Origin of the sequence: Frankia sp. Hr75.2, from assembly GCF_949319125.1 — a bacterium.
In the GTDB taxonomy this organism is placed as follows: domain Bacteria; phylum Actinomycetota; class Actinomycetes; order Frankiales; family Frankiaceae; genus Parafrankia; species Parafrankia soli.
Genome location: NZ_CASGGV010000294.1, coordinates 1 through 12,502, shown reverse-complemented (window position 1 = coordinate 12,502; position 12,502 = coordinate 1). Strand labels below are relative to the sequence as shown.

Here is a 12,502-nt window from a genome sequence, read left to right as displayed (position 1 = left end):
CGCCGCACACCCGGGAGGAGCCCCAGCAGTGGCCGGCCCCGTCGACGCGACCCCGGACCAACGGACCGAGCAGCCCGTGGCCCCGCCGGCCGGGAAAGAGCCCGTTCCCGATCAGCCCGTTCCCGATCAGCCCGGCGCCGGGGTGGACGCCAGGCCCGAGCAGGTCTTCGCCCTCGACAACCGGACCTGGCGGCGGGTCCTCTTCCTGTTGCTGAACCTGCCGACGGGCCTCGTCGGGTTCGTCTTCGTGGTCGTCTGGTTCTCGGTCGGCGTGGGGATGGCGGTCACGGTCGTCGGCCTGCCGCTGCTGACCATCGGCCTGGTGGTGACCCGGGCGCTCGGCACCGTCGAACGGGCCCGGGCCCGGGCCATCCTCGGCCTGCACATTCCGACGGCGTCGCGGCCGCGGTCGGCGTCCACGGGTGCCTTCGGCCGACTGTGGGCCGCGGTGGCGGACCCGGTCGGCTGGCGGCACGCCCTGTACTTCGTGATCCGGCTTCCATGGGTGATCGTCACCTTCACCGTGACGCTGGTGCTGCTGCTCGTCGGCTGGCCGGTGCTGCCGGTTGTGGCCCGGGCACTGGCAGCCGTCGACCGGGCGATGATCTCGGCGCTGCTCTCGCCGTCCGACCGGATGGAGCGGCGGATCAGGGAGCTGGAGGCCGACCGCGGCGTCGTCGTCGACACGGCCGCGGCCGACCTGCGGCGCATCGAGCGGGATCTGCATGACGGCGCGCAGGCGCGGCTGGTCGCGCTCGCGATGGGGCTGGGCCTGGCGCGGGAGAAGCTCGCCGACGACCCGGACACCGCGGCGAAGATGGTCGAGGAGGCGCACGGCGAGGTCAAGCTGGCGCTGCGGGAGCTGCGCGACCTGGCCCGCGGCATCCATCCCGCGATCCTCACCGACCGGGGCCTGCCGGGCGCGATCCCGTCGCTGGGGATGCGCTGCACGGTTCCCGTCCGGGTGACGGTCGAGCTGGACGAGCGGCCGGCGCCGGCGATCGAGGGCATCGTCTACTTCACCGCCGCCGAGCTGCTCACCAACATCAGCAAGCACAGCCAGGCGTCGGACGCGCTGGTCGACCTGCGCCGGGTCGGTGACAACCTGCTGCTGCGGATAACCGACGACGGCCGCGGGGGCGCGAGCCTCGGCCGGGGCAGCGGCCTGGCGGGCCTCACCGAGCGGCTGGACGCCATCGACGGCACGTTGATCGTGGACAGCCCACCCGGCGGGCCGACCTACGTCATCGCGAAGGTGCCGTGGCGGGACAGGGAACAGACACAGTCGGACTGATCATTCCGGCGACAGTCATCATCGACGTCATCTTCAAATCAGCCTCCGGCGTCCCCGGGCGGACGCGTGGAATGGGCGTCTGCCAGCCCGCGCCGTCGATTCCCGGCCGATCGCGGGCCGTCCGGCCGGTAACGGGCGGGTAACGGTTTTGTGCGTGGACGGGGGCCGGAGCGGGTCGCCTGGCGGCGGCCCTCAGCGGTGCGCCCCGGGCCTGTGGCGTGGGACGGGCCGGGTCCAGGCGCCGACGACGGCCGCTCTCGGCCCGGAGCTCAGGTGGGCTTCTGTTGGTGTGTATAGGTTTAATTATCGCTATGTTACGGATGGGGTCAGGCTCATCGTCCGTGCGCACCATGCAGGAACATGACAGGTCAAACAATCGATCATCTTTGTGTATCTGTTGTTGTGTCGCGGTCGATCCTGCCGCAATTCGCGCAAAGCCGTTGAAGAGTCACCCAAAGTGGTATAGCTTGCCGTAACCAGATGTAATCGGCGCGTCAGCGCGGTTCTCGGTCTGCCCCGCACCGCGATTTCCCGTGAATCCAGCGAAGTGTTTCCGGGACGTATCTGGAATGTTCGTCGCTCGTGGCTGGCGGCTGCGCGGGGAGGGGTGGGCGTGCGTCTGTCCGAACTCGGATTCGAGGGTCTGGACGAATTCTCCGACGAGGTGTGGCGGACGGTGGCCCGCCACCCCTACTGCGGGGTTGACCTGCTCGCGGAGTGGCTGCGCCGCCCCGAGCCCATTGTCCAGGCCGAGATGGACCGGCTGGTGGAGGCGGGTCTCGTCCGCCGGGTCGGCCACCAGTGGGAGCCGCAGGACCCGGTGCGCGTCCTGCAGGCACGCCACGCCATGCGCGAGGCGGCGCTGGTCGCCGAGCGGGCGCGGATGGCCGACGAACGGGCGCAGCTCTACCGGTCGGGCCTGTTCGGCGACTACGTCGCCGGCCGCCGCCGGGCGGGGACCAACGCGGGCGTGCAGCTTCTCGCCCGCGACGAGATCTTCCCCCGGATGGCGGAGCTGACCCGCAGATCGACCCAGTCCGTCCGGTTCCTGCTGACCGGGCCGCCGCCGCCCGGCCTCGGTGGGGACGTCCCCGACCTGCTGGTACCGGCCGCCAGCCGGGGCGTGCGAGTCGTCAGCGTGTGGACGGCGGGCGCGGTCGCGGCGGCGCGCCGGCGGCACCAGGGGCGGCGGCTGCCGCCGATCGGGCAGATCCACGTGCTGCCGGCACTGCCGATGCGGGCGATCGTCTGGGACGGCTCCGCCGCGCTCGTGCCGGTGCGTGACGACGACCTCGACGACGGCGCGTTCGCGGTCGTCGCCCCGACTCTGGTCCGGGCGATCGCGGACATGGTGACCCGCACCCAGTACGCGGCGGCGCGGCGCGGGTCGGGTGAGGTCGAGCTCGACGAGCCCGCGACGGTGCGCCGCCAGCGCGCCCTGCTCCAGCTGCTCGACAGCGGGCTCGACGACAGCCGTGCGGCCCGGGAGCTCGGTGTCTCCGACCGGACGGTGAAACGGGACGTGGCGGAGATGTGCCAACGCTTCGGCGTGCTGACCCGGTTCCAACTCGGTGCCGCCGCCGCGCGCGCCGGATACCTGCCCCGGGGCGCCGGCGCCGGCCGCTGGGACGGCGGACCGGACGGCGGCCTCGACGGCGGCCTCGACGCTGCGCTCGACGGCGGCCTCGACGGCGCCCTCGGCGGGGTTCTCGGTGGTGTCCGCGGCGGGGCGCTCGCGGCCGGCCGGGGCGGCCGCGCGGCTGCCCTGCCAGCGGTTCCCGCTCCGGCGTCGCCCGAGTCGGACCCCGCCGCGGCGACCGCGTCCGCGTCCGCATCGGCGGCGTCGGCGCCCGCGCAGGCGGCCGGATCCTCCTCGTCGGTGCCCGCGGCCGCCTCCTCGGGGCCGGGCGCGGCCCGTCCGGTGGCACGACTTGGCCAGACGGGTGCCGCCGGTGCCCGTCGAGGCGACCGCGCGGGCGACCGGACGGGCGATCGGGCGTCCGGCGGGCGCGGTAATGGCATGAACAGGACACGACGTCCCTAAAGCGTCACATGATTACTCTTCCGGTAGAGCACCTCTCACGGTTAGCGTCCTGATTGCCGACGGGATCGGAACAGCTGCTCAGCGTCGTTCTCGGTGGCTGTTGGCGCCGGGGCGAGGTCGCCACGCCACCCAGTGCGTCCGCAGCCGGGTGCGGTTACTCCCCTCCTGCCGCCCCCCGGTCCCGTCGGCCGACTGGATGTCTCGAGGACCCCCGCGTCCCCGACGAGAGGTGGCGGAGTGCGGAACTGGCCCATCCGGTACAAGATCACTCTGGTCCTGCTCCTGCCACTGCTGGCCCTGGTCGGCTTCGGTAGCTGGGTCGTGACCGGCCAGCTCGCGGCCCAGCGCGCGAGCGACCAGACCAGGACCGCCGCCCGGTTCCTCATCCACGTCAACGATCTTGTCTACGCCCTGCAGGCCGAGCGGTACGCCGTCTCCAGCCTGGTCGGCTCCGGCTACCGGGAACGGGAGTTCGCCGCCCGCTCGACGAGCGCGCGCAGCCCGGTCGACGAGGCCCTCGCGACCGTCACCGAGACGGCCGACGAACTGCCGGCGGGCCCGCGCAACCAGGTCCGGGACGCGGTCGGCGCCGCGCGGAACCAGATGGCCGGGCTCGCCACGGTGCGAGCCGGCGTCGACGCGCAGACCCTCCAGCCCGGCCCGGGAACCGTCACCTTCAACCAGATGATCTCCTCCTGGCTGGACGTCGGCGCCGCCATGGTCGGCATCGGCAGCGAGGACACCGAGGTCGTGCGCGGGGCCACCGCACTGTCCGCGGTCTCCCGGGCCAGCGAGGCGATCAGCCAGCAGTACGGGTACGTCTCGGCGGCGGCCGTGCTCGGCGGCGCAGTGCCCGACAGCGCCACCCGGGTCCAGTCGGCGATCGGCGCCGAGGCGGCGTGGATGACCCAGTTCCGGTCGTCCGCCACCCCCGAGCAGCTCGCCCTGTACGACTCCGTCGTCGGCCCGACGCTGAACACCGTCACCGACCTGCGTGACCGGGTGCTGCGCGGCGAGCGGATCGACTTCACCGCGTGGGCGACGGCGAGCGGCGCGAAGAGCGAGCAGCTCCGCAAGGTGCAGCGGCAGGTCGTCGACGACCTGGAGCACCGCAGCGCCTCGCTCGCCGACGCCGCGCTGCGCAGCGCCCTGCTCTCCGGTCTGCTCGCCGCCGGCGTGGTCGCCCTGTCGATCGCGGTGTCCGTCGGCGTCGCGACCAGGCTGGTCGGCGCGCTGCGCGCGCTGCGGTCCGGCGCGCTCGAGGTGGCCCAGCGGCGGCTGCCCGCGGTCACCTCGAAGCTGAGGCAGGGACATCCCATCGACCCGGCCGCCGAGCCGCCGGCCTTCGCCACCGCGGCCGGCGACGAGATCGGCGACGTCGCCCGTGCCTTCAACGTGACCTACTCGTCCGCGGTGTCGGCGGCCTACGAGGTGGCGGAGAGCCGCAGTGTCGGCGCCATCCTGCAGACGCTCGCCCGACGCACCCAGGGGTTGATCCAGCGCCAGCTCCGGCTGATCGACGAGCTCGAGCGCGACCAGCAGGACGGCGAGATCCTCACCCGCCTGTTCGGCGTCGACCACCAGGCCACCCGCATGCGGCGGCTGGCGGAGAGCCTGATCGTCCTCGCCGGCGGCCAGCCGGGACGCACCTTCCGCGGGCCGGTGCGCCTGGTCCAGGTGCTGCGCGCGGCGGCCAGCGAGGTCGAGGACTACACCCGGGTACACGTGCACCTGCCGACGTCGGACGTCGAGATCGTCGGCTCGGCCGTCGGCGACCTGACCCACATGCTCGCCGAGCTCATCGAGAACGCCACCGCCTTCTCCCCACCCGACACCCCGGTGACCGTGCAGGCCAGCCGCGTCGGCCAGGGCTGGACGGTGGAGATCGAGGACCGCGGCGTCGGCCTCGACCCGGCCTCCTACGCCTCGACCAACCACCGGATGGCCAACCCGCCGCCGTTCGAGGCCTCGACGCAGGGCAGCCAGATCGGCCTGTTCGTCGTCGCCCGGCTGGCCGCCCGGCACAGGATCGCCGTGCGGTTCAAGCCCAGCGTGTACGGGGGCGTCCACGTCGTCACGATCATCCCGGCCGGGCTCATCCACACCGAGATCCCGCATCAGGCCGCATCGCTGCCGGCCGCCGGGTCGAACGGCGGCCGGCAGCCGGCGGCGCTCGCGGCGGGCGGCTCGGCGGGCGGCTCCGTGTACGGCGGAGGTGCCGGCGGCGGCAGCGGAACTGGTCCCGGCGCGCCGGGCGATCGCGGTGGACGTCGGGCCGGGCCCACCCCCACCGAGGAGCTCGCGCTGGCCGGAGCGGTCGCGGCGGTTCCGCACCGGGCGTCCGCCCGCCTGCGGCCCGAGGCCGCCGACGACGTCCGCCCCGGTGGCGGCGACGCCCGTCCCGGAGAGGTTCGTCCTGGCGAGGCTCGTTCCGGTGGTAGCGACGACAGGTTCGGTGGCCAGCACGGCGACCCCCGCGGCGCCGGCTATGGGGAGGACCCTCGCGCGGCAGGCTATGGGGAGGACCCGCGTGCGGTGGGTTACGGGGAGGACCCTCGCCCGGCGGGCTATGGGGAGGACCCGCGCGCGGCCGCCTACGGCAGTGACCCCCGTGACCCCCGTGACCCCCGTGACCCGCACGATGGCCGCGACGGTGGCTACGGTGCCGAGGCGCGCCAGGCCGGCTACGGCGGTGACGCCCGCGACAATGGCTACCGCGGCGACCCCGGCGGCAGCGGTTATCAGGACGATCCCCGCACCGGAGGTCCCGGCAGCGACACCGGCGCCGGCCGGTACGGCGACGATCCCCGGGCCACCGGTTACGGGCCGGACTCCCGCGCCGGCCGGTACGGCGACGCCCGCGCGGCCGGCGGCCACGGCGGCGACCTGGCCGACCGGCAGCTCGAGGACCCACGCGGCCTGCGCCTCGACAGGGGCTTCGATGGCGGCCTCGACGACGGGCTCGACGGTGGTCTCGGACGTGGTTTCGTCGACGGTGGTCTCGACGCCGCGCCGCGCCGCCGGCCCGAGGGACGTCCCGGCGGGATGGCCGCACACAGCGCCGCGGACCTGGCGGACGGCGGACTGTTCGACCCGCTGTTCGGCCCGCTGCGCGGCCACGACGGCGCCGAGGCGCTGGCCGGCCCGCCCGGCCCCGGCGGACACCCGCGGCTCGAGGACCTGCCGCGCCGGCAGCGCGGCGCGCACCTCGCCAAGAGCCTGCGCGACGACCCCGCCGGCGAGCGGCTGCCGCAGAAGGCCGCCAGCGCGCCCGACCCCGAAGCCGCCCGCGCGCTCGCCCAGCGTTTCACCACCGCTTTCGACCGCGGCATGCGCGACGCCGACGACCTCGACGGGAGATGAGCCATGCCCCGACAGCCTGACCTGTCCTTTCTGCTCGACCGACTTCGCGAGACGGTCCCCGACATCCTCTGCGCGGTCGTCCTGTCCTCCGACGGCCTGCTGCTGGCCACCTCCACCGGCATCGACCGGGCCGCGGCCGACCAGCTCGCGGCGGTCGCCTCCGGATTCGACGCGCTGGCCCGCGGCGCGGCGCGGCAGCACGGCTGGGGCCAGGTCAACAAGACCATGGTCGACATGGAGAACGGCTACCTGTTCATCACCGCCGTGGGCCACAGCGCCTGCCTGGCGGTCTCCAGCAGGGCCGACGCCGACGTCGGCCAGATCGCCTACGAGATGGCCCATCTCGTCAGCCGGGCCGGCAGGTTCCTGACCCCCGAGCTGCGCAACCAGATGCGGGCTGCCCTTCCGTCCTGAACTCGCACCGCGTCACGCAGGGAGGTGGAACAGGGTGGCTGGCGACTGGTCCGGGTCAACAGGACTGGGCGATAGCTGGGATGAGTCCGAGCCGCTGGTCCGTCCCTACGCGGTGACCAGGGGGCGCACCGCGCCCGCCGTCCCGCTGGAGCTCGTCGCGCTGGTCGCGACGACCGATTCGGGAATGGCGGCGATCCGGCGGCGCGGCCGGCTCGCCCCCGAGGAACACGACATCGCGATCCTGTGCATGCGAATCCACTCGATCGCCGAGATCTCCGCCAGGCTCAAGCTGCCACTGATGGTGGTTCGGGTCCTCATCGACGACATGGCGCGCGACGGAATGGTCTCCGTCCACCGCCCCGAAAATCCAGATCGGCCCAGTCCGGAACTCCTACGGAGGGTTCTGCATGGTCTCACCCGTCTCTAAGCGGGCGCCCACCGCGGTCAAGGTTCTCGTCGCCGGTGGGTTCGGAGTAGGAAAAACGACGTTCGTGGGGTCGGTGAGCGAGATCGAGCCGCTCACCACCGAGGCGGCGCTGACCAGCGCCAGCCTCGGCGTCGACGACACCAGCGCCGTGCACGGCAAGACGACCACCACGGTCGCCATGGACTTCGGCCGTCTCACTCTCAGCAACAACATCATCCTTTACCTGTTCGGCACGCCCGGCCAGGACCGCTTCTGGTTCATGTGGGACGAGCTCGTCCGCGGCGCGATCGGCGCGGTCGTTCTCGTCGACACCCGGCGGATGGCAGACTCCTTTCCCGCCATCGACTTCTTCGAGAACCGCCGGGTCCCGTTCCTGGTGGCCGTCAACCGGTTCGACGCGAACACCTACGAGTACCCGCTGCCCATGGTCCGCAACGCGGCGGACCTGGCGCCGCACCGGCCGCTGATGTACTGCGACGCCCGGCGCCCGGACAGCGCGCAGACGACCCTGGTCCATCTTGTGCGCCACGCACTGGAACTGGCTCTCTCCGGCGACCTGCCGGACGAGCCATGACGGGCCCGGCCCGACCAGGAAAGCGGATTGACCAGCCGGGGGGACGCCAGGAGGTGGACATGCCCAGCCATGACCTCGACGCGCCGCGTCCGCGCAAAAGCCGGGTACCCGGCGTCGAAATGGAGATCTATGTCGACTGGGAGCACCCCATCGAGGTGGAGGATCCGCCGAACAGCCAGCGCCCCGCAGTCATGGTGCGGATGCCGGCCTACGTGGCCGGCGGGCTCTCCCACGAACTGCACAGCCTGGAGACGATCCGGGGCGCCGTCGGCGGTGACAGCAGCGAATGGGCGCAGGTCGCCCGGGCCCTGCTCGCCGCGGCCCGGATGGCCGCCGGCTCGGACCGGCATCCCGAGCTCGCCGATCTGCCACCGGCCGACCTGCCACCACCCGCCGGCTGCCGGGAGATCGCGCCTGGGGGAATCGTATGACCCTCCTCCTGCTGACGACCGAGGCCGCGGTCGTCTTCGGGGCGTCCACCTACCTGTTGCTCCGCACCTGGACGAGATATCGGGCCGTCACCATGGCCGACGTCTTCTTCTATGACCACGCGGACGGCGCACGGCTGCCGTGCAGCCGTTCCGCCGGTCCGCGGGTGCTGGGCGAGCACGTCGTCGCGGGATTCGAGCGCTCACCGTTGGGTGCCGTCATCGCCGCGATCAACCTTGCGCACCGGGCGACCTCCACCGTCGGCGCCACGGGCGTTGGGGGCGTTGGCGGTTTTGGGGGTTTTGGTGGTGTTGGGGGCGCGGCCGGCGCGGTCGGCGGAAAGCCCGTCCCGGGGGGTGGGAGCGGGCCGAGTGGTACCTCCTGGTACCAGGTGCAGATCATCGGATGGGAAGTCGAGCGCTATTCGTCCAGGAAAGCGGCGATTCGATACCTTCTCACCCGTTCTGTGGACGGCGGCGACGCGGTCACGACGACGATGCGGGTTGAGGTGAGCTGGGTCGGCGCCGACTGGCGTGTGGTCGATCCGCCCTCGGGGGACTGGACACACGCATTCTGCCTGGGTGACGATGTCTCCGGTTTCAGTTGCTTTCCGTCGGAGTTCCGCTTCCCAGTCCCGTAACCGACGGGTCCTACCAGCCGTGTGGTCGGGGGTTCTTGCCAGCAATGCCGGCACGAACCCCCAACACCACGGCCGGGGGGGTGGTGTCCCGTTTCCTGGTCCCGGATACGCGCACGTGCGCGGCGCCGCCTGAGCGCGCACGCGGAACCGTGTTTCCAGGGCTTCTTCAAGCCGGTCGGCGGTGTTCAGGCACCTTGATGTCCACGGCAAAGGAGAACCTGTATGTTGCGACCTCGCGTCCGTCTCGCCTCCACGCGGGCGGCGCTGTTGCTGGCGGCTCTGGCGGGCATGCTCGCCCTGGCGGTCGGCGTGGCGCCGGTCGCCGGAGCCGCGAGCACGACCTCCCATGGTGGCGGTTACAGCCCGGTGGGCTACTGGACGGGCACGGCCACGACGGCACTCGGCGCCACCGAGTCGGTCCAGATGCTGTTCCTGCCGAAGAGCCGCTTCGCCGTCGCCACGCCGAGCGGGACCTTCTGGGGTTCCTGGCACTCGACCGGATCGAAGACCTTCACCTACTCCTTCGTCCGGACCCTGCCCGGCCCGAACGGAACGGTGGTCGGTTCCATCGACATCCGGCATTCGGCCACCTTCAGCAGCCGGGACGCGTTCAGCTCCACCGGAACGGCGACCGGCTACGACCTGAACGGGAACGTCCTGTTCTCCGGCCCGGTCACCTCCACCGCCACCCGGTGACAACCACGCCCATCACCTGGTAACGATCACACCCGCCGGCCGGTGACCAGTCACACCCGCCGGCCGGTGACCAGTCACACCCGCCGGCTGGTGAGGGCCGCGGCCACGACCCGGTGACGGTCGTGCCCGCCGGCTGGAGGCACTGCCGCTCGATGTGTGGCGGGTGAGTGAGTCCATGGACTCACTCACCCGCCACAGTTTTGTGGTCGGGGTGTTCCCGGGTCATACGGGAGCGGGGCTTTTGCCCTATCCATGGCGGATGTTCCGAAATTTCGAGGACGCGGACCCGGCCCGGTGTCGTTGTCCTCCTGGCCGGGGGTGGGACGTGCGAGCGGCTGGCTGCCCGGGGCGCCAGCCTGGAGCGTCGTAAATCGCCGCTTCCGGCCCGAAGTCCCGATCTTCTGCCGTGGTGTGCCCTACTGTTATTTCGGCGGGAGGGGGCCACGTCGATGACTGATGCCACGGTGTTCTGTGCCGCGTTCATTGCTTTATTTACGGGCCATCACCTAGGTGATCATGTCGCGCAGACGGATCGACAGGCGACCGAGAAGGGCGGGCGCGGATGGCCCGCCGCCCGCGCCATGACCGGTCATCTATTCGCTTACCATCTGTGCGTCGCTGCGGCCCTGGCGAGTCTCCTGATTATCGACGTACCACTGCGTCTTCCGGGTGCGATAGCCGCGCTGGGCTGGTCCATCGTCACGCACGGGTTTATCGACCGTAGGTGGCCGGTACGCTGGCTGCTGCGCCGATCGGGAGCGGCCCGATTCGCCGAGCTGAAAAGCGGCGGCCTCAACGGAATTTACCTGGCCGATCAGTCACTACATATTGGATGTCTGTTCATTGGTGCCCTTCTGGCCGCGGGCCTGAGCTGATCCGTCACGGTACCGGGCCGGAAAATCATGTGTGGCCCTGAATATGTACGCGGTTGGAAACACAGGCCCGGGGCCTCGGTGGATCACCGGACACGGGTCGTCTACCGGGGCCGTCGGAGCCTCGCGGTGGTGGTCACCCGGCGGCGAGCGGCTCGCCGTCTCCGTCCGCGAGGCTGCTTCCGGGATGTATGAGCAGGCGGTAGCCATCCTCGAGGCCGCCCGGGACGGGGGCCAACTCGGGGCCGAAGACACCCCGCTCCGACGTGAGGCCCTGGAAGACCCCGTCCGTGATGATCTTCGTTCCGGGTTCGAGGACCTGCAACGTCCGGCAGGTGCTGCTCACCAGCGGGCCGGCCAGCCCGAAATCGGGGACGAAGAGATCCCCGTGCGCGATGACCGCGCTGAACGTGAACGGAGGCCGGCCGTCGTCACCGGCAATTCTCCGAGCGCGCGCCAGATGGTCGAGCGTGAGGAGGAAACTCACCGCCTCGTCCGCGCTGCCGTGCGTGGACAACACATTGTCACCGGCGACGGACCGGAGTCGGCCCCGGGTCGCGCCCAGCGCTTCGCGGTGAATAGAGACCCAGTCCCGAAGCCGTTCGTTCAACGCGGTCAACGAAACCCGTGCCGCAAGTGCGTTCAAACCGACCAGATCGGTCACCGTGAGGAAGGTGCCGCGCTCGATGCCGCGATAGCGTTCGGTAACAAGGCGGTGGACCTGGACGGGACGCGGTATCCCCCCGAGGACGAGCTCGCTGATCGGCTCGAAGTCGAACTCCGCCGACTTCGCGGCATCGCGGACGGTCGACGTCACGTACACGGCGTTCGTCGGAACGTACTTCTCCATCCGCGCCGGGACGACGACACCCTCGCCGAGCAGGTCATCCTCGAACCTGGTCGTGTCGCAGGTGTGGATAGCGACCCGACAGCCCTCGAGCCACTCGCCGATCGGCAGCCGTGGGCCGGCGATGAACAGATCGGCGATCTGGGCGGCAGCGTGAAGCGCACGGGTGGCCGACCGGAAAGCCGTCATGTAGCCGTCGCCGGTGAACTTGATGATCTCCCCGCCGGTCTCCTCGACAACCCGGCGAATCGGTAGGACAGCCTCGGCCATGAGCTCATCCATGCGCATCTGCGGTACCGACGCGATGGCGCGGGTCGAACCCACGAGATCCACGACCATCACGGTCGTCGTTTCCATTTGCACCGTACGTCCATCCCCCTCCGACCCGCTGGTGCGGCGGGTACGGCGGAATCATAGCGGGGAAGCCACCTCTTACTGTGCTGATTTCCGCCGGGGACCACGAAAGGCTCCAGAATGCCGCCCTGACCTGCGCAACTGGACACGACCACGCTGGAGCCGGACGCAGGGGATGATCGAGAGGCCCGGTCTCCCTGTCAGGGGCGCCGGCGGGGTCGCGTCCAGCAAGATCGTCCACTGTCGGGTGGGCGGCCAACGCTGGAGGGCGCGATGCCTTGCGATCGCCCGAGGCGCGGGAGCCGTCCGGTATCGTGGGATCGCTGGCCGGCGTGGCGCAATTGGTAGCGCACTCGACTTGTAATCGAGCGGCTAGGGGTTCGAGTCCCCTCGCCGGCTCCAGACAGATGGCCCCTGACCTGCGGTTTTGCAAAGTCAGAGATCATCTATTCAAGATCAAAATGGGTTGGTGTGCGCATGGTGTGCGCATTTGGCGTTCGCGTGCTGGGAACGATCTTGGTTTGGGTGTCGTCTTTGTCTGTCTGGGC

General features: G+C 71.2%; 11 protein-coding genes and 1 tRNA gene. 11 read left to right on the top strand and 1 reads right to left on the bottom strand.

From position 1 onward, the window contains the following. The first annotated feature begins 28 nt into the window (after window positions 1–28). From AC559T_RS22420 to AC559T_RS22375, 10 genes are all read left to right on the top strand, one after another. Window positions 29–1,294: a sensor histidine kinase gene (locus AC559T_RS22420; RefSeq protein WP_112108099.1), complete on the top strand. Its 1,266-nt coding sequence runs from the start codon at window positions 29–31 to the stop codon at window positions 1,292–1,294. Window positions 1,295–1,907: 613 nt separating this feature from the next. Continuing rightward, window positions 1,908–3,338, top strand: coding sequence for a LuxR family transcriptional regulator (locus AC559T_RS22415; RefSeq protein ID WP_498870000.1), 1,431 nt, complete (start codon window positions 1,908–1,910; stop codon window positions 3,336–3,338). 237 nt (window positions 3,339–3,575) lie between these two features. Next, window positions 3,576–6,701, top strand: a complete 3,126-nt coding sequence (locus AC559T_RS22410; RefSeq protein WP_498869999.1) for a sensor histidine kinase — start codon at window positions 3,576–3,578, stop codon at window positions 6,699–6,701. A 3-nt stretch (window positions 6,702–6,704) separates the two neighbouring features. After that, window positions 6,705–7,115 carry a roadblock/LC7 domain-containing protein gene (locus tag AC559T_RS22405; protein ID WP_071065810.1) on the top strand — a complete coding sequence of 137 codons (411 nt, stop codon included), beginning with the start codon at window positions 6,705–6,707 and terminating at the stop codon, window positions 7,113–7,115. A 34-nt stretch (window positions 7,116–7,149) separates the two neighbouring features. Then, window positions 7,150–7,542, top strand: coding sequence for a DUF742 domain-containing protein (locus AC559T_RS22400; protein ID WP_012157833.1), 393 nt, complete (start codon window positions 7,150–7,152; stop codon window positions 7,540–7,542). Continuing rightward, a complete protein-coding gene (locus AC559T_RS22395) occupies window positions 7,523–8,116 on the top strand; it encodes a GTP-binding protein (protein ID WP_012157834.1) in 594 nt (197 codons plus the stop codon). The genes AC559T_RS22400 and AC559T_RS22395 overlap by 20 nt, the downstream gene beginning before the upstream one ends. A 59-nt stretch (window positions 8,117–8,175) precedes the next feature. Next, window positions 8,176–8,547: a hypothetical protein gene (locus AC559T_RS22390; protein WP_049795875.1), complete on the top strand. Its 372-nt coding sequence runs from the start codon at window positions 8,176–8,178 to the stop codon at window positions 8,545–8,547. Beyond that, a complete protein-coding gene (locus AC559T_RS22385) occupies window positions 8,544–9,185 on the top strand; it encodes a DUF8175 domain-containg protein (protein ID WP_498869998.1) in 642 nt (213 codons plus the stop codon). Before AC559T_RS22390 ends, AC559T_RS22385 begins: the two co-directional genes overlap by 4 nt. A 222-nt stretch (window positions 9,186–9,407) precedes the next feature. Beyond that, on the top strand, window positions 9,408–9,881 hold the full coding sequence (locus tag AC559T_RS22380; protein ID WP_498869997.1) for a hypothetical protein: 474 nt from the start codon (window positions 9,408–9,410) through the stop codon (window positions 9,879–9,881). Between the two features lie 449 nt (window positions 9,882–10,330). Continuing rightward, window positions 10,331–10,756 (top strand): DUF3307 domain-containing protein, encoded by a 426-nt coding sequence (locus AC559T_RS22375; protein ID WP_112108861.1) that lies wholly within the window; start codon window positions 10,331–10,333, stop codon window positions 10,754–10,756. Window positions 10,757–10,889: 133 nt separating this feature from the next. On the opposite strand, the gene AC559T_RS22370 is transcribed toward AC559T_RS22375, so the two are convergent. Then, window positions 10,890–11,957, bottom strand: coding sequence for an adenylate/guanylate cyclase domain-containing protein (locus AC559T_RS22370; RefSeq protein WP_498869996.1), 1,068 nt, complete (start codon window positions 11,955–11,957; stop codon window positions 10,890–10,892). 323 nt (window positions 11,958–12,280) lie between these two features. Here AC559T_RS22370 and AC559T_RS22365 point away from each other — a divergent pair. Further along, window positions 12,281–12,356 (top strand) — tRNA-Thr (locus AC559T_RS22365). The last annotated feature ends 146 nt before the right edge of the window (window positions 12,357–12,502 follow it).

Bases quoted from the DNA above. Each gene is read 5' to 3' on its own strand.
- AC559T_RS22405 (WP_071065810.1), top strand. From the start codon at position 6,705: ATGCCCCGACAGCCTGACCTGTCCTTTCTGCTCGACCGACTTCGCGAG.
- AC559T_RS22395 (WP_012157834.1), top strand. From the start codon at position 7,523: ATGGTCTCACCCGTCTCTAAGCGGGCGCCCACCGCGGTCAAGGTTCTC.
- AC559T_RS22390 (WP_049795875.1), top strand. From the start codon at position 8,176: ATGCCCAGCCATGACCTCGACGCGCCGCGTCCGCGCAAAAGCCGGGTA.
- AC559T_RS22385 (WP_498869998.1), top strand. From the start codon at position 8,544: ATGACCCTCCTCCTGCTGACGACCGAGGCCGCGGTCGTCTTCGGGGCG.
- AC559T_RS22380 (WP_498869997.1), top strand. From the start codon at position 9,408: ATGTTGCGACCTCGCGTCCGTCTCGCCTCCACGCGGGCGGCGCTGTTG.
- AC559T_RS22375 (WP_112108861.1), top strand. From the start codon at position 10,331: ATGACTGATGCCACGGTGTTCTGTGCCGCGTTCATTGCTTTATTTACG.
- AC559T_RS22370 (WP_498869996.1), bottom strand. From the start codon at position 11,957: ATGGAAACGACGACCGTGATGGTCGTGGATCTCGTGGGTTCGACCCGC.